We start from the raw sequence: 21125 nt of genomic DNA, 5'->3' as shown, positions 1-21125 counted from the left end.
GTCACACCACCAGGTTGACCAGCTTGCCGGGCACGACGATGCGCTTGCGGATCGTCTTGTCGGCCACGAACCGGGCGACGTTGGGCTCGGCCAGCGCCGCCGCCTCGATGCTCGCCTCGTCGGCCTCGGCGGGCACCTCGATGCGCCCGCGCACCTTGCCGTTGACCTGGACCACGATCTCGGCGCGGGCCACCGCCAGCGCGCCCGGATCGTGTTCCGGCCAGGGCGCGTCCAGCAGCTCGTCGTCGCGGCCCAGGGCCCGCCACAGCGCGTGGCAGACATGCGGCACGATGGGGGCCAGCATGCACACCACCGCCTCCAGGGCCTCCTGCATGACCGCGCGGCCGCCGGGCGAATCGTCCTGGAAACGGCCCAGGGTGTTGCACAACTCCATGACGGCGGCGATGGCGGTATTGAAGGTATAGCGCCGGCCGATATCGTCGCCGACCTTGGCCACGGTCTCGTGCAGCTTGCGGCGCAGCTCCCGCTGACCGTCGTCAAGCGCCTCGGGATCGGCGATCGGTGCCGGGCCGGTCGCGGCATGAACCTGCACCAGGCGCCACAGACGCTTGATGAAACGGTAGGCGCCCTCGACGCCGGCGTCGGACCACTCCAGGGACTGCTCCGGCGGCGCCGCGAACATCATGAACAGGCGCACGGTATCGGCGCCGTAATGCTCGATCATCTCGCCGGGGTCGACGGTATTGCCCTTGGACTTGGACATCTTGGCCCCGTCCTTGAGCACCATGCCCTGGGTGAGCAGGCGCGCGAACGGCTCGTCGGCCCCGGCCAGGCCCTCGTCGCGCAACAGCTTCTGGAAGAAACGTGCGTACAGCAGGTGCAGGATCGCGTGCTCGACGCCGCCCACGTACTGGTCGACCGGCAGCCAGTAGTCGGCGCGCGCGTCGAGCATGGCGCTGTCGTTGTCCGGGCAGGCATAGCGGGCGTAGTACCAGGACGATTCCACAAAGGTGTCGAAGGTGTCGGTCTCGCGCCGCGCCGCCTTGCCGCAGGCGGGGCAGTCCGTCTCGTAGAACTCGGGCATCCGCGCCAGCGGCGAGCCGGTGCCCTCGGGCGTGACATCCTCCGGCAGGCGCACCGGCAACCGGTCCTCGGGCACCGGCACCGCGCCGCAGTCGTCGCAGTGGACGATGGGGATCGGGCAGCCCCAGTAGCGCTGGCGCGAGATGCCCCAGTCGCGCAGGCGGTACTGGGTCCGCCGCCGGCCCCGGCCTTCGGACTCTAGGCGCGCCGCGATGGCGTCGAAAGCCTGCTCTGAGGCCAGGCCGCTGTAGTCGCCGGAATCCACCAGCACGCCCCGTTCCTCGAAGGCGCCGTCGGCGATATCCGGCGGGGAAATCCCCCCTTGCCCCCCTTTTTCAAAGGGGGGTACTTCGTCGTCCGCCAACGTGGCCGGTGCGATCACAGGCTTGATCGGCAGATCATAGGCCCGGGCGAACTCCCAGTCGCGCGCGTCGTGGGCGGGCACGCTCATGATCGCGCCGGTGCCGTAGCCCATGAGCACGAAGTTGGCGACCCAGACCGGCAGCCGTTCGCCGGTGATCGGGTGCACCGCCTCCAGGTCGAGTCTGTAACCCTTCTTGTCGCGGGTCTCCAGGCCGGCCTCCGCGGTGCCGATGCTGCGGCATTCGGCGCAGAATGCCGCCAGATCGGGATCGCCGGGCTCCAGGGCCTTGACCAGCGGATGGTCGGCGGCCAGGGCCATGTAGGTGGCGCCCATCAGGGTGTCCGGGCGGGTAGTGAACACCGTCAGGCGGTCGTCACGGCCTTCGACGTCGAATTCGATCTCCACGCCCTCGGAGCGCCCGATCCAGTTGGACTGCATGGTACGCACTGCCGCCGGCCAGCCCTCCAGCCGCTGGAGGTCGTCCAACAGCTCATCGGCGTAGGCGGTGATCTTGAGGAACCACTGGGGGATTTCGCGCTGCTCGACCACCGCGCCGGAGCGCCAGCCGCGCCCCTCCACCACCTGCTCGTTGGCGAGCACGGTCTGGTCGACCGGGTCCCAGTTGACCACCGCGTTGCGGCGATAGACCAGGCCCTTCTCGAACAGCCGCGTGAACAGCCATTGCTCCCAGCGGTAGTAGTCGGGGTCGCAGGTGGCCAGTTCGCGGTTCCAGTCGTAGGCGAAACCCAGGCGCTGGAGTTGCCCCCGCATGTACTCGATGTTCTCGCGCGTCCACTGTGCCGGGGGTACGCCGTTCTTCATCGCCGCGTTCTCGGCCGGCAGGCCGAAGGCGTCCCAGCCCATCGGCTGGAGGACGTTCTTGCCGCACATGCGCTGGTAGCGCGAGATCACGTCGCCGATGGTGTAGTTGCGCACGTGGCCCATGTGCAGCCGCCCGCTCGGGTACGGGAACATGGACAGGCAATAGAATTTCTCGCGGCCGGGATCCTCGGTCGCGGCGAAGGCGTCGGTCTCCTGCCAGTGCGCCTGCACCTGCCGTTCGATCTCGTGCGGGTCGTAGTCCTCGCGCATCGGGCGGTCGTCGGTCCGGAATGGAAAGCGCGCTAGTGTAGCGTGCCCACCTCGCCTAGGCGAAGCGGGCGGCGCGCGGTCCCGCCAGGCGCGCCGCCACCAGGCAGAGCACGCACAGGGTCAGGGCGTACAGCGCCAGCGGCCGGTCGCCGTGACGCACGTAGGGCGTCGTCCCCGAGCGCGGCTGGATTGTCGTCTCGACGATGTCGGCAGCGTAGTGCGCGCTGCGCGCCAGCACGCGTCCGTCGGGCCCGATCGCGGCACTGATACCGGTCTGGGTCGCCCGCAGCATGGGCCGGCCCGCCTCCATCGCCCGCATGCGGGCGATGCGCAGATGCTGGTGCGGCGCGGATGTGCCGTCGAACCAGGCATCGTTGGTCATGTTCACCAGCACGCCGGCTTCGGGCAGGGCCTTGCGTATCTCGTAGCCGAACACGTCCTCGAAGCAGATGGACAGCCCCAGCGCCACGCCGTCGACGGTGATCGGCTCCTGCTCTTCCGGGCCGTGGTCGAAACTGCTGTAGCGCATGTTCACGCCATCCATGATCGCGCGCATGAAATCGGGCACCGGAAAATATTCGCCGAAGGGCACCAGATGGCGCTTGTAGTAGTGTCCCTCGTCCACGCCCAGGGCGTAGACGGCGTTGTATAGAGGTGCCTCGTACTCGGGCCATTGCAACACGCCCACGAGCAGGGTGCGCCCGCGCGCCTGCGCGCTGGCATCCAGGCTGTCCAGATAGCCGCGCGCCTGGTGGGCCAGCGCCGGCACCGCGGCCTCGGGCCAGACGATGAGCCGTCCCTCGGCGACGTCGTTGAGCTCGCGATAGCGTTCCAGCGTCGGCTCGAAGGCCGAGGGCAGCCATTTCAGATCCTGCGGGATATTGCCCTGGATGATGGCGATGTCCAGCGGCTCGCCCTCGGGCTGCGTCCAGTACTCGACCGGCGGCGCCAGCCACACCGCCACGGGCAACGCCGCGCCGATAGCCGCCACGACAAGCCGGTCCGCGAGACCGCCGGCCGCCAGCAGGTAGACGGCCCCCGCCAGCGTCAACAGCAACACGCCGATCAGGTAGACGCCGCCGAGCGGCGCCAGGCCGGTGACCGCGGCATCGGTCAGGGCATAGCCCGACGACAGCCAGGGGAAACCGGTACCCAGACGGGCCCGTACCAGCTCGCCCAGGGCCCAGGCGGCGGGCACCAGCAGCAGCGCCCAGACGACGCGGGGCAGGCGGGCGCCGTAGCCGGCGAGCGCCCCCACCAGGGCCGGGTAGACGGCCATGTAGGCCGGCAGCAGGCAGACCAGCAGCACCGCCACCGGCAGCGGCGCGCCGCCGTGGTAATAGGTACTGACGAAGACCCAGTAGACGCCCGTGCCGAAATGGCCCAGGCCGAACAGCCAGCCGCGCCAGGCCGCGCGCCGAGGGCCGGCGTCCCGCCACAACGCGAGCAGCCCGGCGAGGGCCAGCACCGTGACCGGGTACCAGCCGAACGGCGCGAATCCGAGCGTGGCGGCCGCGCCGAGCAGCAGCGGCAAGGGAAAGTCGAGCATGAAACGTCCGGCGCGCGCGAGAGAGCCGACCGCCGGCGCCGGCGCCCCACCGTTCCCGATCACGCGCCCTCGGCCTCGGGCAGCACCGCCATCTGGAACAGGTGGATGCGGCGCGAGTCGGCGCGCTGGACGTTGAACTGGAAGCGGTCAACGACCACCGTTTCGCCGCGCTTGGGCATGTGCCCGAATTCGTGCATCACCAAGCCGCCGATGGTGTCGAACTCCTCGTCCGAGAAGGTGGCGCCGAAGTAGCGGTTGAACTCGGGCACCGGCGTCAGGCTGCGCACCAGGAAGCGGTTGGCGTCCTGGCGCATGATGTAGGCGCCCTCGGCGGTGTCGTACTCGTCGTCGATGTCGCCGACGATCTGCTCCAGGGCATCCTCGATGGTGACCAGTCCGGCGACGCCGCCGTACTCGTCGACCACCACCGCCATGTGGTTGCGCGAGGCCCGGAATTCCTTGAGCAGCACGTTGACGCGCTTGGCCTCGGGCACGAACACCGCCGGCCGCAGCACCTGGCGCATATCGAAACCGGCCTCGCCGTTCTCGTCCAGGGCCAGACGCAGCAGATCCTTGGCGAGCAGGATGCCGACCACCTCGTCGCGCGAGTCGCCGATCACCGGAAATCGCGAGTGCCCGGACTCGATCACGGTGGGCAGGATGGCGGCGGGCTCGGCGTCACGCTCCACCACCACCATCTGCGAGCGCGGCACCATGATGTCCCGCACCTGGATTTCGGAGACATTGAGCACGCCCTTCATCATCCAGAGGGCGTCGCCGTCCAGTAGGTCGTTGCGCTGGGCCTCGCCCAGGATCTCCGTCAACTCGTCGCGATCGCGCGGCGGGCCGGCCAGGCTCTGGCCGAGTTGGCGCAGCCAGCCGTTCGAGGACGAGCGGCTACTGTCGGATTCGGAATCCTCACTCATGAGCGGATTGGATATGTTCCTTCAATAGGGGTCGGGATAGCCCAGCCGCGCCAGGATCGCGCGCTCCTCGGCCTCCATGGTCTCGGCTTCATGGTCGCCGATGTGGTCGAAGCCGAGCAAGTGCAGCACCCCGTGCACCACCAGGTGCGACCAGTGCGCCTCGACGGCCTTGCCCTGCGCGCGGGCCTCGGCGGCGACCACCGGCGCACAGATGACGAGGTCGCCCAGCAAGGACAATTCCGGCACGGCCGCATCACAGGGGAATGACAGCACGTTGGTCGGCCCGGCCTTGTCGCGATAACGCTCGTTGAGCGCGGCGGACTCGGCCTCGTCCACGATCCGGATGCACAGCTCGGCCGCGTCCCGACGCCCGGCCAAGGCCGCCTCGGCGGCCGCACGCAGCAGATCGTCGTCCGGGGCCGCGTGGTCGCCGGCCCGCTGGACCTCCAGCGTCAGTCTCACGTCCCGTCGTCGCCCTCTTCGTGGCGGTCGTAGGCCTCGACGATGCGCTGCACCAGCGGGTGCCGCACCACGTCGGCGCTGGAGAAGCGCGTGACCGCGATGCCCTCGACCCCGTCGAGGATATCCACCGCGTGCCGCAGACCCGACGTCTTGTGCCGCGGCAGGTCGATCTGGGTCATGTCGCCCGTGACCACGGCGGTGGAGCCGAAGCCGATCCGTGTCAGGAACATCTTCATCTGCTCGATGGTGGTGTTCTGCGCCTCGTCCAGGATGATGAAGGCCTCGTTGAGCGTACGCCCGCGCATATAGGCCAGCGGCGCGATCTCGATCACGTTGCGCTCGATCAGCCGTGCCACCCGTTCGAAGCCGAGCATTTCGTAAAGGGCGTCGTACAGCGGCCGCAGGTAGGGATCGATCTTCTGCGCCAGATCGCCGGGCAGGAAGCCCAGCCGTTCCCCCGCCTCCACGGCCGGACGCACCAGCAGCAGGCGGCGCACCCGTTCGCGCTCCAGGGCATCCACCGCGCTGGCCACCGCCAGGTAGGTCTTGCCGGTGCCGGCGGGGCCGATGCCGAAATTCAGATCGCTGCGCTGCAGGTTGAGCAGGTAGCGGCGCTGGCTGGGACCGCGCCCGCGGATCAGGCCGCGACGGGTCTTGATCACCATGCCGTCGCCGCCGCGATCGGCATCCGTGGGAGCGTCCCCGTCCTCCGCCAGGTCACGGGCCGCCGCGCGCACGGCGATATGCACCCGGTCCGGCGCGACCGGCCCCGAGGCGGTGGCGGCATAGAGATCGCGCAGCGCCGCGTGGGCGGCATCCACCGCCTTGTCCGGGCCGTGCAACTGGAAATGGTGGCCGCGGTTGTGCACGGACACCTCCAGGCCCTCCTCGATCTGCCGCAGGTGCTCGTCCTGCGGACCGCAAAGATAGGCCAGGCGCTCGGTATCGGCCGGCTCCAGGGTCAGGGTTCGGGTACTGTCGGCCAAGGCAGGTTCGGCTCAGGCGGGCTCCGCGGACGGCGTCGCCACGTCCACCACCCGTCCGCGCAGGGAGTTGGACAGGGCCTCGGTGACGGTCACGTCCACGAAATGGCCGATCAGCCGCGGATGGCCGTCGAAGTTGATCCAGCGGTTGGAGTCGGTGCGGCCGGCGAGCTGGCCGCCGCCGCGCTTGGCCGGCCCCTCGACCAGCACGCGCTGGGTGGTACCGACCATAGCGCGCATGTACTCGGCGTTGAACTCGTCGATCCGCCGCTGCAGGCGCTGCAGGCGCTCGCGCTTGACCTCGCGCGGCGTGGGGTCGTCCAACTCCGCGGCCGGCGTGCCGGGGCGCTTGCTGTAGATGAAGGAGAAGGCCTGATCGAAACGGACCTCCTCGACCAGTGCCATGGTGGCCTCGAAATCGGCCTCGGTCTCGCCCGGATAGCCGACGATGATGTCGGTCGACAGGCTGATGTCCGGACGCAATTCGCGCAGGGCCGCCACCTTGGCCTTGAAATCGGCCACGGTATAGCCGCGCTTCATGGAGGCGAGGATACGGTCCGAGCCGTGCTGCACCGGCAGGTGCAGGTAGTTCGCGAGCTTCGGCACTTCGCCGTAGGCGGCGACCAGGGAGTCGGAGAACTCCAGCGGGTGCGAGGTGGTGTAACGGATACGCTCGATACCGTCGATCTCGGCGACGTAATTCACCAGCAGCGCCAGATCGGCCACCCCGACGTCGTTGCCGTCGTCGTCGACCATGCGCCCGCGGTAACCGTTCACGTTCTGGCCCAGCAGCGTGATCTCCTTGACACCCTGGTCCGCCAGTTCCGCGACCTCCAGGATCACGTCGTCGAACGGCCGGCTGATCTCGGTACCGCGCGTGTACGGCACCACGCAGAAGCTGCAGTACTTGGAGCAGCCCTCCATGATCGATACGAACGCCGTGGGCCCCTCGGCCCGCGGCGTCGGCAGACGGTCGAACTTCTCGATCTCGGGGAAGGCGATATCGATCACCGAGGTGCGGTTGTCGCGCACGGTGTCGACCATCTCGGGCAGCCGGTGCAGGGTCTGCGGCCCGAACACCATGTCCACGAACGGCGCCCGCTCGCGGATGGCGTGCCCCTCCTGGCTGGCCACGCAGCCGCCGACCCCGATCACCAGGTCCGGGTTGGCTTCCTTGAGCGGGCGCCAGCGGCCGAGCTGCGAAAACACCTTCTCCTGCGCCTTCTCGCGCACGGAACAGGTGTTGAGCAGGATGATATCCGCCTCCTCGGGCGAGTCGACCCGCTGCGCGCCACGGCACTTGGCGAGTACGTCCACCATCTTGGCGGAGTCGTACTCGTTCATCTGGCAGCCCCAGGTCTGTACGTAAACCTTGCCGCTCATAGGGTGTTGGCGTCCTCGGTCGCCGGCATGCGACCAGTTTAGTGCAAAATACCCGCTCGGGGCCGCGGACTATAGCTAAATCGGGTTTTATAGACCACAGGCCGGGGGCGCCCGATATGCCGATTCACCGGACGCCGGCACGCCGGGGGGAGAACGGTGCGCCAGGCGGCGCCCCGGAACCGAACGATCCCGGCGCCGGGCGAACCGGGTCTCAGCCGACTTCCAGCACCAGCTTGCCGGTGGCCTTGCGGGCGAGCATGTCGTTGAGGGCATCGGCGGCCCGCTCCAGGGGATAGGTCCGGCTCACGACCGGCTTGAAGCCCCCCTGGTTGTACCACTGGATGAGCTGCATGAAGTTGGCCATGTTCTCCTGCGGCTCGACCTGCGCGAACCGACCCCAGAACACGCCCACCACGGCACAGCCCTTGAGCAGGATGCGGTTGGCGGCGGCCTCCGGAATCCGGCCGCTGGCGAAGCCGATCACCAGCAGGCGGCCGTCCCAGTTGATGCAGGACAGGCACTGGTCGAAGGCGTCGCCGCCGACGGGGTCGAAGATCACGTCCGCACCCTTGCCGTCGGTCAGTTCCTTGACCCGGTCCTTGAGGGACTCCTCGCTGTAGTTGACCACCTCGTCGGCACCGTGCTCGCGGCACAGCTCCAGCTTCTCGGCGGTGCTGGCCGCGGCGATCACGCGCGCGCCCATCAGCTTGCCGATCTGCACCGTCGCCAGGCCCACGCCCCCGGCCGCGCCCAGCACCAGCAGGGTCTCGCCCTCCCGCAACCGGCCGCGCTGCTTGAGCGCGTGGATCACGGTGCCATAGACCAGCGGGAAGCCCGCGCCCTCGTTCCAGGACATGTCCGGCGGCATCGGGATCACGCCGAAGGCGGGCACCACCGCCTTCTCGGCATAGCCGCCCCAGGTCATCAGGGCCATGACGCGGTCGCCGGGCTTGACGTGCGAAACGCCCTCGCCGATCTCCAGGACCTCACCGGCCACCTCGCCGCCGGGGGAGAACGGCATGTCGGGCTTGAACTGGTACTTGCCCTGGATGATCAGGGTATCCGGGAAATTGACCCCGGCCGCGTGCACCCCGATCAGGACCTCGCCCTTGCCCGGCGAGGGATCGGGGGCCTCCTCGTACACGAGGCTCTCGGGCGGTCCGTATTCCTTGCAGAGAATCGCTTTCATTGAAGACTCGGCAAACGGGAAATGGGAGACGGAAAACGCAGGCACAGACGGGTGTGCCGACAATCGCTGACATTTTCCGTTTTACGTTTTACGTCTTCCATCCTAGAAAGGGATATCGTCGTCCAGGTCGTCGTCGAAGTCGTTGCCGCCGCCCTGCTGGCCCGCGGGTGCCGCCTGCTGCGGCTGCGGGCGCGACTGCTGCCCGCCGCGCGGCGGACCGTCGAAGCTGGCGCTACCGCCGCCGCGCGAGTCCAGCATCTGCATCTCGTTGGCCACGATCTCGGTGGTGAACCGGTCCTGCCCGTCCTGGCCCTGCCACTTGCGCGTCTGCAGCCGGCCCTCGATGTAGACCTTGCTGCCCTTGCGCAGGTACTCGGCGGCGATCTCGCCCAGGCGCGCGAACAGGACCACGCGGTGCCACTCGGTGCGCTCCTGCATCTCGCCGGACTGCTTGTCGCGCCAGGTATCCGAGGTCGCCAGGCGCAGGTTGGTCACGGCGGTGCCGTTGGCGGTGTAGCGCGTCTCCGGATCGGCGCCCAGGTTGCCGATCAGGATGACCTTGTTGATGCCCTTGGCCATGTGGAACTCCGTTGAGCAGGGGTTTTATTGTCTTCCGTGCCGAATCGCCTAGTCTGCCCCGCCCGCCGAGACCCTGGCAACGGGCGGGCGCAGACCCGCCGCGAAAACCAGCCACAGCAGGCACAGCGCGGCGGCGCCGGCGAACACGCCGGCGTTGCCGAGCCGATCCTGCGCGATCCCGCCCAGGAAACCGCCGGCGAAGGCGCCCAGGAACTGGCTGCTGGAGAAGGCGCCCATGCCGGCGCCGCGCAACCGCGCGTCGCAGAGCCGCGACAGCAGCGACGGCATGCTCGCCTCCAGCAGATTGAAGGCGCCGAAGAACAGCAGCAGCGCCGCGACCAGACCGGCCAGCGTCGCCTGGGCCCAGACCAGCACCGCGCTGGCCGCCGCCAGGGCGGCGATGGCGGTCACGAAGACCGTCTTGAGGTGACCGCGCCGCTCACCCAGGTACATCAGCGGCAGCGTCAGGGCCAGGGAGGCGAGCATCACCGGCAGGTAGACCTGCCAGTGCCGTTCCGAGGGCAGACCCGCGTTGTCCGAGAGCGCGGCGGGCACCGCCAGGAAGATCGCGGTCAAGCAGGCGTGCAGGATGAACACGCCCAGATCCAGACGCAGGAGCTGGGACGAGGACAACACCGTGCGCAGATCGCGCAGGATGCCGGCGTGGGCCCGGCTCGGCATCGGTCCCGGGTCGGGCACCACGAACCAAACCAGGGGAATGCAGGCCAGCGCCAGGACCGCCGTGACGGCGAAGATGCCCGGCACGCCGATCCAGGCGTCCAGGACCGGCCCCAGGATCAGGGCCCCGGTGAACGAGGCACCGATGGCGATCCCGATCACCAGCATCGCCTGGGTGCGCCGCGCCTCGCGGGTGAGATCCGCCACCAGGGCGTTGCTGGCGGCGGCGATGGCGCCGCTGCCCTGCAGCGCGCGGCCGACGATGATCCAGTCCAGGTCGCGGGAGACCGCCGCCAGCACGCTGCCGGCGGCGAACAGCAACAGGCCCGCCACGATCACCGGCTTGCGCCCGAGACGGTCGGACGCCACGCCGAAGGGAATCTGCAGCACCGCCTGGGTCAGGCCGTAGATGCCCAGGGCGAGCCCGACGCGAACCGGGGTGGCGTCCGCCAGGTCGCGCGCGAACAGCGCGAACACCGGCAGGATCATGAACAGCCCCAGCATGCGGGCCGCGTAGACCGTCGCGAGACCGCCCGCCGCGCGCCACTCGAAGGCGTTCAACGCCGGTCTCCGGTGGGGATTGCCTCGGGTGTCGGAATCACGTAACGCAGGCTGCTATCGAGAATGAGCGAAGCGCCCGGGGCGCTTTGCGTGGGTTTTGCGCAGCGCAGTATAGTATCAGGTTGTTCCCCATTCCGGCCTTTGCGGCCCAGCCCTGGACGCCCAAACATGGACAAGATCGCCATCCGCGGGGCGCGAACCCACAACCTGAAGAACATCGACGTCGACCTGCCGCGCGACAAGCTGATCGTGATCACCGGCCTGTCGGGATCGGGCAAGTCCAGCCTGGCCTTCGACACCGTGTACGCCGAGGGCCAGCGCCGCTACGTGGAATCGCTGTCCGCCTACGCCCGGCAGTTCCTGTCGATGATGGAGAAGCCGGACGTGGACGGCATCGAGGGGCTGTCGCCGGCGATCTCCATCGAACAGAAATCGACCTCCCACAACCCCCGCTCGACGGTGGGCACGGTCACCGAGATCCACGACTACCTGCGGCTGCTGTTCGCGCGCTGCGGCATCCCTTACTGCCCCGACCACGACGAACCGCTATCGATCCAGACCGTCAGCCAGATGGTCGACCAGACCCTCGCCAAGGAGCCGGACTCGGCCTGGATGCTGCTGGCACCGGTGGTGCGCTCGCGCAAGGGCGAGCACCGCGACGTCTTCGAGCAGATGCAGGCCCAGGGCTTCGTGCGCATGCGCGTGGACGGCGAGGTCGTGGAGATCGAGGACGTCCCCGAGCTGAACCCCAAGGTCAAGCACGACATCGAGGTCGTGGTCGACCGGTTCAAGATCCGGAACGACATCCAGCAGCGCTTGGCGGAGTCCTTCGAAACCGCCCTGCGGCTGGCCGAGGGGATCGCCTGGATCATGCCCTGGCGCGGCGGCAACGAGCCCGAGGTGTTCTCGGCGCGCTTCGCCTGCCCGGTCTGCGGCTACTCGATCAACGACATGGAACCGCGGCTGTTCTCCTTCAACAGCCCGCACGGCGCCTGTCCCTCCTGCGACGGCCTGGGCTCGATGTCGGTGTTCGATCCGGACCGGGTGATCACCGATCCCGCGGTTTCCCTGGCCGGCGGCGCGGTGCGCGGCTGGGACCGGCGCAACCCCTACTTCTTCGGCATGCTGGAGGCGCTGTCCGAGCGCTACGGCTTCGACCTGGAGACACCCTGGGCGGACCTGCCCGAAACCGCGCGCGACGTGATCCTCTACGGCAGCGGCGACGAGCGCATCGAGTTCCGCTACGTCAACGCCCGCGGCCGCCGCAAGGTCCGGCGCCACGCCTTCGAGGGCGTGCTGCGCAACATGCAGCGGCGCTACGCCGAGACCGATTCGCTCGCGGTGCGCGAGGAACTGGCGCGCTATCTCTCGGACAAGCCCTGCCCCGACTGCGGCGGCGCCCGCCTCAACCGGGCCGCGCGCCATGTGCGCGTCGCCGACGCCACCCTGCCCGCGCTATCGGCGATGGGCATCGGCCGCGCCCTGGAGGCCGTGGGCGGGCTCGATATCGCCGGGCACCGCGGCGAGATCGCCGCGCCCATCCTCAAGGAGATCCGCCAGCGTCTGGAGTTCCTGGTCAACGTCGGCCTGGATTACCTGACGCTGTCGCGCAGCGCCGAGACCCTGTCCGGCGGCGAGGCCCAGCGCATCCGCCTGGCGAGCCAGATCGGCGCCGGCCTGGTGGGCGTGATGTACGTGCTCGACGAGCCCTCCATCGGCCTGCATCAACGCGACAACCGGCGCCTGCTGAACACGCTGGAACGGCTGCGCGACCTCGGCAACACGGTGATCGTGGTCGAGCACGACGAGGAGGCGATCCGCGAGGCCGACCACGTGCTCGACATGGGGCCGGGCGCGGGCGACCACGGCGGCCACGTGGTCGCCCAGGGCACCGCCGCCGAGATCGCCGGCGTGGAGGCATCGCTCACCGGCCAGTACCTGGCCGGCCAGCGCAGCATCCCCGTGCCCGAACGGCGCACGCCCTTCGACCGCGAGCGCATGCTCACGGTTCGCGGCGCGCGCGGCAACAACCTCCAGGGCGTGGACGTGGAAATCGGCCTCGGTCTGCTCACCTGCGTAACCGGCGTCTCCGGTTCCGGCAAGTCGACTCTGATCAACGAGACCCTGCTGCCGGCGGTCGCGCGGCAGGTGAACCGGGCGGTGACCCGGTCGGCACCGGTGGAGGCGATCGAAGGGCTGGCGCACCTGGACAAGGTGATCGACATCGACCAGTCCCCGATCGGGCGCACGCCCCGCTCCAATCCGGCCACCTACACGGGTCTGTTCACACCCATCCGCGAGCTGTTCGCGGCCACCCCCGAGGCCCGCGCCCGGGGCTACAAGCCCGGCCGTTTCTCGTTCAACGTCAAGGGCGGCCGTTGCGAGGCCTGCCAGGGCGACGGCGTGATCAAGGTGGAGATGCACTTCCTGCCGGATGTATACGTGACCTGCGACGTCTGCCAGGGACGCCGCTACAACCGCGAGACCCTGGAGGTCCGCTACAAGGGGCACACCATCAGCGAGGTCCTGGAGATGACGGTCGAGGCGGCGCTGGAATTCTTCCACCCGGTGCCGACCCTGCGCCGCAAGCTGGAGACGCTGATGGACGTCGGCCTGTCCTACGTCAAGCTGGGCCAGAACGCGACCACCCTGTCCGGCGGCGAGGCCCAGCGCATCAAGCTGGCGCGCGAGCTGTCCAAGCGCGACACCGGCAAGACCCTGTACATCCTGGACGAGCCCACGACCGGCCTGCATTTCCACGACATCGCCCAGCTCCTGCGCGTGCTCGGCCGTCTGCGCGACCACGGCAACGCGGTGGTGGTGATCGAGCACAACCTGGACGTGATCAAGACCGCCGACTGGCTGATCGACCTGGGCCCCGAGGGCGGCGACGGCGGCGGCCGCGTGATCGCCACCGGCACCCCCGAGGAAGTCGCCGGCGTCGAGGCCTCCCACACCGGTCGCTTCCTGCGCGACATCCTGCCGGGGGCCAAGCGCCGCAAGGCGGGTTAAATATTACTAACCACAGAGGCACAGAGACACAGAGCTGACAAACACGAAGAGCGTGAAGGCAAGACAAGATGAAGACGAGGCAATATGGCGTGTGCTTTGTGTCCTTCGTGCCTCTTTGCCTCTTAAAACTCTGAGTCCTCTGTGTCTCTGTGGTTAATGCCCTGTCTTTCGCGACTTGCGACAAGAGGCCTTACCGGCCATCTTTGCGCGCTTGAGTCAGACGGATGCGGACGCCCATGCACGCGGTGATCGAGGACATCGAGTATTTGCTGCCGGAGCGCACCGAGACCAGCGAGGAGCTGGCCCGGCAGTTTCCCGGCTGGTCGCTGGACAAGATCGCGGAGCGCACCGGCGTGCTCATGCGTCGCATCGCCGGCGACGACGAGTGCGCCTCCGACCTCGCCGTGGCCTGCTGCGAGCGCCTGCTGGCGCGGCGCCGGGAGTGCGCGGCGGATTTCGACTTCCTGCTGTTCTGCACCCAGACGCCGGACTATTTCCTGCCGACGACCGCCTGCCTGGTGCAGGAGCGCCTGGGCCTGCCCACCTCCGCCGGCGCGCTGGACATCAACCTGGGCTGCTCCGGCTACGTCTACGCCCTGGGCCTGGCCAAGGGACTGATCGAGACCGGCCAGGCCAGGCGCCTGCTGCTAGTCACCGCCGACACCTACAGCAAGTTCGTGCACCCCGGCGACAAGAGCGTGCGCGCCCTGTTCGGCGACGCGGCGGCCGCGACCGTGATCTCGGCCGACGCCGGGGCGAACACGATCGGGCCCTTCGTCTACGGCACCGACGGCCGCGGCGCGGGCGACCTGATCGTGCCTATGGGCGGCATGCGCGAGCCCTTCGGCGACGCCCCGCCGGAGGAATACGCCGACCGCTTCGGCAACCGTCGCAGCGCCCGGCACGTGCGCATGAACGGCAAGGCGATCGTGGATTTCTCCCTACGCGAGGTGCCGCAGTGCGTCGCGACGCTCTGCGAACGCGCCGGCATCACCCTGGACGATGTCGACGCCGTGGTCCCGCACCAGGCCAGCGCCAAGGTGCTCAACGGCCTGCGCAACAAGCTGGGGCTGGACGAGTCGCGCTTCTGGGTCTACATGAACGACATCGGCAACACCGTGTCCTGCTCCATCCCGATCGCCCTGGCCCGCGCGGGCGAGCAGGGCCGGCTGCGCGACGGCATGCGCCTGATGCTGGTGGGCTTCGGCGTCGGCCTGTCCTGGGGCGCGACGCTAGTGACTTGGCGGCCTTCAGAGAGCGGGGACTAACCACAGAGGCGCACGGAGGCGCACAGAGGGAAGAAGCGTTAACGGCATGCTTGTCACCGCAGTTCCGCGCTAGCAGGATCCGGGCTGACGACTGGCCGACCACTTCACGCAGTCCCGGAAGAGCGCCGTCGCGCTCTCCGACATGACAACAATGGCTTTACCTCTGAGCGCCTCTGCGCGCCTCAGTGGTTACATTCAAACCGTCTCGTCCCTGCTCCGCCGCAGGGTCTCGCCGCAGCGCCGGCAGAGGTAGCGGGTGCCGCGCCGGGCGCGGTTGTGGCGGATGCTGGTCAGTTCCACGCCCTCCGGGCAGGCGCAGCGGTAGCGGTAGCGGCGCAGGCGGCGGCTGGGCTCGGCCGGCAGCGTATGGCAGGCGCGCGCGGGCACGCCGAAATCGGCCATCACCGCACGCCATTCCGGACCGTGAGGCGCGGCCCGGCGGCCGTGGCGACGGGCGACCACCAGGTGCGCGATCTCGTGCGGCACCGTCTCTTCCAGCATTTCCCGCGGGTGGCCGGCGAGCAAGGCCGGGTTCAGTCGGATGATGTCGGGCCGGCGCCGACTGCCGCGCGGCTGTATCCGCGCCTGACCGGCGCCCTGCCCGCGCAGATCGAACCGGACCTCGGGCTCCGGCAACCGCAGGCGGGGATAGAGCCGGCGCGCCAGCGCGGCCCAGCGGGCGACCTCGCGCCGCGCCCGTTCGCGGGGATCGGTATCCGGGGTCGGCATGGTGCGAAGTATCGCATCCCCGGCGGCGCGGGACACGTCAGGCGCGATCGGCCAGGGCGCGGTCGGCCAACTCCGGTCGATGGAATGCGAACCCCTGGAACAACGGCACGCCCTGGCGCGCGAGATCGGCCACCGTCGCCGTGTTCTCGATGCCTTCGGCCACGATCTCCCAGTTCTTCTCCCGGCCCAGCTCGATGATCGCGGACACCATCACGCCGCCCACCGGGTCGCGATCCAGGTCGCGGATGAAGCTGCCGTCGACCTTGACGCCGTCCACCTCGAAGCGTTTGAGCAGGTCCCAGGAGTTGTAGCCGGTGCCGAAGTCGTCCACCCAGACCTTGTAGCCGCGGGCCCGCAGTTCCCCGATCAACTCCGGGTGGGCGACATCGCCCAGCTCCTCGGTCTCGGTGATCTCGAACCGGACCAGCCCGCCCGGGACCTCATGGTCGTCCACGAGCTGCAGCAACCGGTCCATGAATTCGGCGTCGCGCAGGTTCCAGGCACTGAGGTTGATGGACAGGAAGGCGTCCGTCGGCCACAGGCCGTCGCGGCGCAGGCGCTGTATCAAGGCCAGGGCCGAGGCCACGGTCCAGTAGTCGATGCGTCCCAGGAGGCCCAGCTTGCGCGCCGCCGGCAGGAACACGTCGGGCGTGACGTAACCGCCGTCGTCGTCGTCGAGACGCAGGAGGACCTCGTAGCCGCGGGTGTCGGCGGCGGCATCCACGATGCGCTGCAGGAACAGAGAAAAGGCGTCGTGATCCAGTGCGAACTTCACCCGCTGGCCGACATCCAGGCTGGTCCGTACCTGCTGGATCGATTCGTCGCCGCTGCGGAAGCTGCGATGGCAGCCGCGGCCGGACTCCTTGGCGGCATACAGCGCCGTGTCGGCCTGGGCCAGGAGATCGGAATGGCGTTCCGCATGCGCGTCCACCGGCGTGATGCCCACGCTGAGGCCGACACCGAAGATACGCCCCTGGTGGGAGAACTCGTGGTCGGTGATCACGCGGATCAGCTTGCGGGCCACCAGGTCCGCGATCTCGGGATCGCCGGTCTCGACGATGGCGGCGAACTCGTCGCCGCCGATACGGGCCAGGAAGTCGTCGCCCCGCAGCTCCGACTTGAGCAGCGCGGCCAGCTCACACAGGAGCGTGTCGCCGGCGGCGTGGCCGCAGGTGTCGTTGATGGCCTTGAACTGATCCAGGTCGAGGTACAGCAGATAGGCGCCACGCCGGCCCGCGCGCGCATCCCGCCAGTAGGCCTCCAGGGTCTCGTCGAAAGCACGCCGGTTGGGCAGGGACGTCAGCGTGTCGTGGCGGGCCAGGTACTCCAGCTCGGCGGCCATGGCCTGGATCTCGCTGACATCCTGGAAGACGAATACCGCGCCCATCACCGAGCCGTCGCTGCCGCGCACCGGCGATACGGAGTCGGAGATCGGCAGCAAGCGTCCGTCCCGGCGCCGCAGTCGCGTGAACACCGGCACGGAGGAGCGCGTTCCGGATCGCAGCACGTGCCCGACCGGGTCCTCGAGCCGCTCGTCGCGGTCGGGATCGTAGAGCCCCACCGCCTCGTCGAACGGCCGGCCGAGCAGGTCTTCTTCCCGCGAACCGATAAGCTCGCAGGCCGAGGGATTGACCAGGGTCACGAGCCCGTCCCCGTCCACCCGGATCACCCCCTCGCCGATCGAGTTGAGGGTCACCTGGGCGAGTTCCTTGGCCTCGAACAGGGCCGCCTCGTGCGCGCGCCGCTGACTGATGTCCTGAATCTGGGCGATGAAGTGCACCGGCTTACCGGCACTGTCGCGCAGCAGCGCGACATCCAGTTGCACGGGCACGACGTGTCCCTGCTTGTGCAGGTAGCGCTTTTCCATGCGATAGACGTCGCGGCGGCCGGCGAGCAGATCCCGGACGTGGTCCAGGTCGGTTTCCAGGTCGTCGGGATGGGTGATGTCCTGGAAACGCCCCGCCAGCAACTCATCTTCGCCGTAGCCCACGATCTCGCAGATTTCGCGGTTCACGGAGAGCCAGGTGCCGTCCGTCGCCACCAGGGCGAGGCCGATGGGCGCCTGGCTGAATGTCAGCGCAAAGCGCCGCTCGCTCTCCCGCAACGCCTCCTGGGCCGCGATGGTCTCGCTGATGTCGCGCCCCTCGGGCACCAGGTAGAGCAGATCCCCAGCCTCGTCGTAGGCCGGCATCAGCGAGAAGTCGATGATCAGCTCGCGGTCGTCGGCACCGCGGATCGGTATCTGATAACGCACGAAACCGCCCGCCGCGGCCCGCGTCACCGCGGTGCGCAGGTCGTTCTGGATCGAGGTGTCGTACCGGAACCAGGGGCAGTCCCAGACCTTGAGCCCGACGGCCTCGTCCCGCTCGATCCCGGCAAACGCCAGGGCGGCCCGATTGGCCTCGATCAGGGTACCGTCCGGCTCCATCAGGCCGGTGAACTGGAACATGGTCTCGAAGATCGCACGGAACCGGCGCTCGCCGCTGTCGCGCTCCGCTTCCACGCGTTTGCGCTCGTCGATGGCGACATGTGTGCCGATCATGCGCAGGGGCCGGCCGTCGGTGTCTCGTTCGATCACGCGGCCGCGGTCGAGGATCCACATCCAGTCGCCGTCCTTGCGGCGCATGCGGTGCTCGTTGACATAGCTTTCCGTGATGCCGTCGAGATGGGCCTGGAGATCGGTCTCGCAGCGCCCCCTGTCCTCGGGGTGGATACGGCTGCACCATTCCTCCAGGGAATCGCCGATCTCATGGTCGGCATAGCCGAGCATCGCTTTCCATTCCCGCGAGAACCGGACACGCCCGCTCGGCACGTGCCAGTCCCATACGCCGAGGCCGCCGGCCTCGACGGCGTGGCGCCACCAGCTCTCGTCATCACCGGCGCCTCGCTCCGAACCACCGGAGCCGCCGGTGGAGCACGCACTGGAGCCTTGAACGGGATTCGAACGCATGAAGGAGGCCGGCACCGGCATTGCTGCGACTTCCTGTTATCGGCCGACGCATGCCGTTTCTTGAGCCCGGGAAAATACGGCCTCAACCAACCGGAGTAACGGCCGATACCGGCATTGTCGATTCGCTTGCCGCGTGAGAACGGGCGTGCGGACCGGTAACACGGACCATGATGCCCGTTTGCGGTTGCAGACCCTCGAATGACGCCGGTTCGAAGGCCGGCGTTCCGTGTCGGATCCGGGGCCAGTTGTGCCCGGCCTATCGACAATATCGACGATCCGCGCCATGCGGCCATTCCCATCGCAGTGTCACCATGCTTTTCAACCTCGCACGACGCCTCAAGATCAATCTCTGGCTCGCCCTGCTCTACTGGACCATGGGCCGCCTCAGCATCATGCTCGCCCCCGAGCCGAGCTATGCCACCGGTATCTGGCCACCCGCCGGTATCGCCCTGGTCGCCGTGCTTTGCGGCGGCTACCGCTACCTGCCCGGCATCTTCCTGGGCGCGGCCGTGCTCAATTTCGGGTTTCTGGCCGATACGCTCGCGACACCCCAGGTCGGCACGAGCCTCGGGCTCGCCGCCCTGATCGGCGCCGGCTCCACGCTTCAGGCGGCCGTCGCGGCCTGGCTCGTCACTCGGTTCGTGGGCCGGCCCGTCGAGCTACGCACGCCGAGGGCGATCGTGCGGTTCCTGACGCTGTCGGGCCCGGTCGCCAGCCTGATCGCCGCCTCGGTGGCGACCGTGGCCCTGTACGGCAACGGCGCGTTCGGTCGTGAACCGATCGGCGTGCACTGGTTCACCTGGTGGCTGGGCGACACGGTCGGCGCCATCCTGTTCGGCCTGCTCGGTCTTTGCCTGGTCGGCGAACCCAGGAAAATCTGGCGGCCCCGTCTGACCTCCGTCGGTCTGCCGCTGGTGCTGGCCTGCGCCCCCGTGGTCATCGCGCAGGTCGGCACGTCGTTCCTGCTGTCCCAGCGGCATGACGCCGAGTTCCGTCACACCGGTGCCGATATCGCGTCGCAACTGGAATCCGACATCGGTCACGGCAGCCGGACCCTGGACCTTCTGGCGAGCCTGTTCGAGGGATCGGAGCATGTCACGCGGGCCGAATTCGAGCGCATCGCCTCGCGCCAGATCGGCCCGGAATCGAACCTGAGGTGGGTCGCCTGGCAGCCCGCCGACAGCGCGGAAACGGGCTACCGGCTGCCCGCCGACGACGCCGTTCCGGACCTGTCCGGCTACCTGCTCCCGGAACGGCCCGCGCCCGGCGACCGGCGCCTCTACCTGCCCGCCGGGACGGACGGCGATACCGCTGCGCTGCTCGCGACGGCGGTCGGGCGGGACGGGACCGACGGACGCCTGCTGGCGGCGCTCGACCTTTCCCGCATCTCCACGGACGCCCTGCCGCCCGAGACGGCCGGCATGCTGAACGTGACGCTACGCACGAACGGCGGGCCGGGACGGACCGTCCGGCTGCTCCGGCAGACACCCGGCCAACGGCCGGATCCGTTCCTGTGGCAGGGGAATATCGAACTGCACGGGCACACCTGGCACCTGGAGGTCGCCGGCCTGCCCTCCAGCTACAGCGGCGACTGGATGGCACACGCGTTGGTCACGGCCGCGGCGGGCGTGATCTACAGTCTCGCCCTGGCCCTGTTGCTGCTCTCGGATTCCAGCCGCCAGAACCACGCCGAACGGATTCTCACGCGGATCGCCGCCCGCCCCGGGACCGTCCATCATTGACGGTGACGGACACGAAAACGGGCCCATCACTCGATGGGCCCCTTTCGATGCTTGGCGCGCCCGGGAAGATTACTCGCATAGGGGGCTGTCCGCACTTAGCGCGCTGTCGCGTTGCAGTCCAAAATCGTGCCAGGCAAGGCGCGTGGCGCCGTGCCTTGGCTGGGTGCCAAGGCCAAGCTACGCAACGCCGGATGGCGCGATTTATCAAACTCCCGTGTCCTTGATGGGTCGGGAGTTCGAATACGATCCCGGCCACGAAAAAGGGGCCATCACTCGATGGGCCCCTTTCGATACTTGGCGCGCCCGGGAAGATTACTCGCGACTTCCTGTCGCTCGCCCTTCGGGCCCGCGCGGCCGGCGCCGCGCGGTTAATCGCGCCGTCCCTGGCGCGATTTATCGAACTCCCGTGTCCTTGATGGGTCGGGAGTTCGAATACGATCCCGGACACGAAAAAGGGCCCATCACTCGATGGGCCCCTTTCGATGCTTGGCGCGCCCGGGAAGATTCGAACTCCCGACCTCGTGGTTCGTAGCCACGCGCTCTATCCAACTGAGCTACGGGCGCGTATCTGGTTTTGCCTGGGCGACGTGATGCCACGTCATCCGGCCCTGCCC

14 protein-coding genes and 1 tRNA gene are annotated in these 21125 nt (G+C 68.7%); 3 read left to right on the top strand and 12 right to left on the bottom strand.

Annotated elements, in window-relative coordinates; translation table 11 throughout:
• Position 1: 1 nt before the first annotated feature.
• The 9 genes from leuS to PC39_RS04750 all read right to left on the bottom strand — a co-directional run bounded on the left by leuS (position 2) and on the right by PC39_RS04750 (position 10810).
• Positions 2-2500, bottom strand: coding sequence for a leucine--tRNA ligase (gene leuS, locus PC39_RS04790; RefSeq protein WP_353252224.1), 2499 nt, complete (start codon positions 2498-2500; stop codon positions 2-4).
• A 55-nt stretch (positions 2501-2555) separates the two neighbouring features.
• Positions 2556-4049: an apolipoprotein N-acyltransferase gene (gene lnt, locus PC39_RS04785; protein ID WP_353252223.1), complete on the bottom strand. Its 1494-nt coding sequence runs from the start codon at positions 4047-4049 to the stop codon at positions 2556-2558.
• A 59-nt stretch (positions 4050-4108) separates the two neighbouring features.
• Positions 4109-4975 (bottom strand): CorC family transporter, encoded by an 867-nt coding sequence (locus PC39_RS04780; protein WP_353252222.1) that lies wholly within the window; start codon positions 4973-4975, stop codon positions 4109-4111.
• Between the two features lie 21 nt (positions 4976-4996).
• Positions 4997-5437 carry an rRNA maturation RNase YbeY gene (ybeY, locus tag PC39_RS04775; protein ID WP_353252221.1) on the bottom strand — a complete coding sequence of 147 codons (441 nt, stop codon included), beginning with the start codon at positions 5435-5437 and terminating at the stop codon, positions 4997-4999.
• Positions 5434-6423: a PhoH family protein gene (locus PC39_RS04770; protein WP_353252220.1), complete on the bottom strand. Its 990-nt coding sequence runs from the start codon at positions 6421-6423 to the stop codon at positions 5434-5436. Before PC39_RS04770 ends, ybeY begins: the two co-directional genes overlap by 4 nt.
• 12 nt (positions 6424-6435) lie before the next feature.
• Positions 6436-7803: a tRNA (N6-isopentenyl adenosine(37)-C2)-methylthiotransferase MiaB gene (gene miaB / locus PC39_RS04765; RefSeq protein ID WP_353252219.1), complete on the bottom strand. Its 1368-nt coding sequence runs from the start codon at positions 7801-7803 to the stop codon at positions 6436-6438.
• A 211-nt stretch (positions 7804-8014) separates the two neighbouring features.
• A complete protein-coding gene (locus PC39_RS04760; RefSeq protein WP_353252218.1) occupies positions 8015-8992 on the bottom strand; it encodes an NADPH:quinone oxidoreductase family protein in 978 nt (325 codons plus the stop codon).
• 102 nt (positions 8993-9094) lie between these two features.
• Complete coding sequence (gene ssb, locus PC39_RS04755; protein ID WP_353252217.1) at positions 9095-9571, bottom strand: single-stranded DNA-binding protein; 477 nt, start codon at positions 9569-9571, stop codon at positions 9095-9097.
• 48 nt (positions 9572-9619) lie between these two features.
• Positions 9620-10810 (bottom strand): MFS transporter, encoded by a 1191-nt coding sequence (locus PC39_RS04750; protein WP_353252216.1) that lies wholly within the window; start codon positions 10808-10810, stop codon positions 9620-9622.
• A 168-nt stretch (positions 10811-10978) separates the two neighbouring features.
• Between PC39_RS04750 and uvrA the strand changes: the two genes are divergently transcribed.
• Together uvrA and PC39_RS04740 are read left to right on the top strand one after the other, a co-directional pair.
• Positions 10979-13822, top strand: a complete 2844-nt coding sequence (gene uvrA / locus PC39_RS04745; RefSeq protein ID WP_353252215.1) for an excinuclease ABC subunit UvrA — start codon at positions 10979-10981, stop codon at positions 13820-13822.
• Positions 13823-14058: 236 nt separating this feature from the next.
• Positions 14059-15090 (top strand): 3-oxoacyl-ACP synthase III family protein, encoded by a 1032-nt coding sequence (locus tag PC39_RS04740; protein WP_353252214.1) that lies wholly within the window; start codon positions 14059-14061, stop codon positions 15088-15090.
• A 195-nt stretch (positions 15091-15285) separates the two neighbouring features.
• On the opposite strand, the gene PC39_RS04735 is transcribed toward PC39_RS04740, so the two are convergent.
• Together PC39_RS04735 and PC39_RS04730 are read right to left on the bottom strand one after the other, a co-directional pair.
• Entirely contained in the window at positions 15286-15819 is a 534-nt protein-coding gene (locus PC39_RS04735; protein WP_353252213.1) for a SprT family zinc-dependent metalloprotease, read from the bottom strand.
• Between the two features lie 37 nt (positions 15820-15856).
• Positions 15857-18769: a bifunctional diguanylate cyclase/phosphodiesterase gene (locus PC39_RS04730; RefSeq protein ID WP_353252212.1), complete on the bottom strand. Its 2913-nt coding sequence runs from the start codon at positions 18767-18769 to the stop codon at positions 15857-15859.
• Positions 18770-19080: 311 nt separating this feature from the next.
• Between PC39_RS04730 and PC39_RS04725 the strand changes: the two genes are divergently transcribed.
• The gene (locus tag PC39_RS04725; protein ID WP_353252211.1) at positions 19081-20511 is read left to right on the top strand and encodes an MASE1 domain-containing protein; all 1431 of its coding nucleotides are present in this window, start codon (positions 19081-19083) and stop codon (positions 20509-20511) included.
• A gap of 487 nt (positions 20512-20998) precedes the next feature.
• On the opposite strand, the gene PC39_RS04720 is transcribed toward PC39_RS04725, so the two are convergent.
• Positions 20999-21075 (bottom strand) — tRNA-Arg (locus tag PC39_RS04720).
• Positions 21076-21125 lie beyond the last annotated feature (50 nt).

The organism is Salinisphaera sp. PC39 (assembly GCF_040361335.1).
GTDB lineage: Bacteria > Pseudomonadota > Gammaproteobacteria > Nevskiales > Salinisphaeraceae > APNM01.
This window is presented reverse-complemented; position numbering and strand designations above follow the sequence as displayed.

Excerpts from the sequence above, each read along its gene's own strand:
- PC39_RS04740 (WP_353252214.1), top strand. The coding sequence starts at position 14,059 with ATGCACGCGGTGATCGAGGACATCGAGTATTTGCTGCCGGAGCGCACC.
- uvrA (WP_353252215.1), top strand. The coding sequence starts at position 10,979 with ATGGACAAGATCGCCATCCGCGGGGCGCGAACCCACAACCTGAAGAAC.
- lnt (WP_353252223.1), bottom strand. The coding sequence starts at position 4,049 with ATGCTCGACTTTCCCTTGCCGCTGCTGCTCGGCGCGGCCGCCACGCTC.
- PC39_RS04760 (WP_353252218.1), bottom strand. The coding sequence starts at position 8,992 with ATGAAAGCGATTCTCTGCAAGGAATACGGACCGCCCGAGAGCCTCGTG.
- ssb (WP_353252217.1), bottom strand. The coding sequence starts at position 9,571 with ATGGCCAAGGGCATCAACAAGGTCATCCTGATCGGCAACCTGGGCGCC.
- PC39_RS04730 (WP_353252212.1), bottom strand. The coding sequence starts at position 18,769 with ATGCGTTCGAATCCCGTTCAAGGCTCCAGTGCGTGCTCCACCGGCGGC.
- PC39_RS04735 (WP_353252213.1), bottom strand. The coding sequence starts at position 15,819 with ATGCCGACCCCGGATACCGATCCCCGCGAACGGGCGCGGCGCGAGGTC.
- PC39_RS04725 (WP_353252211.1), top strand. The coding sequence starts at position 19,081 with ATGCTTTTCAACCTCGCACGACGCCTCAAGATCAATCTCTGGCTCGCC.
- leuS (WP_353252224.1), bottom strand. The coding sequence starts at position 2,500 with ATGCGCGAGGACTACGACCCGCACGAGATCGAACGGCAGGTGCAGGCG.
- PC39_RS04780 (WP_353252222.1), bottom strand. The coding sequence starts at position 4,975 with ATGAGTGAGGATTCCGAATCCGACAGTAGCCGCTCGTCCTCGAACGGC.
- miaB (WP_353252219.1), bottom strand. The coding sequence starts at position 7,803 with ATGAGCGGCAAGGTTTACGTACAGACCTGGGGCTGCCAGATGAACGAG.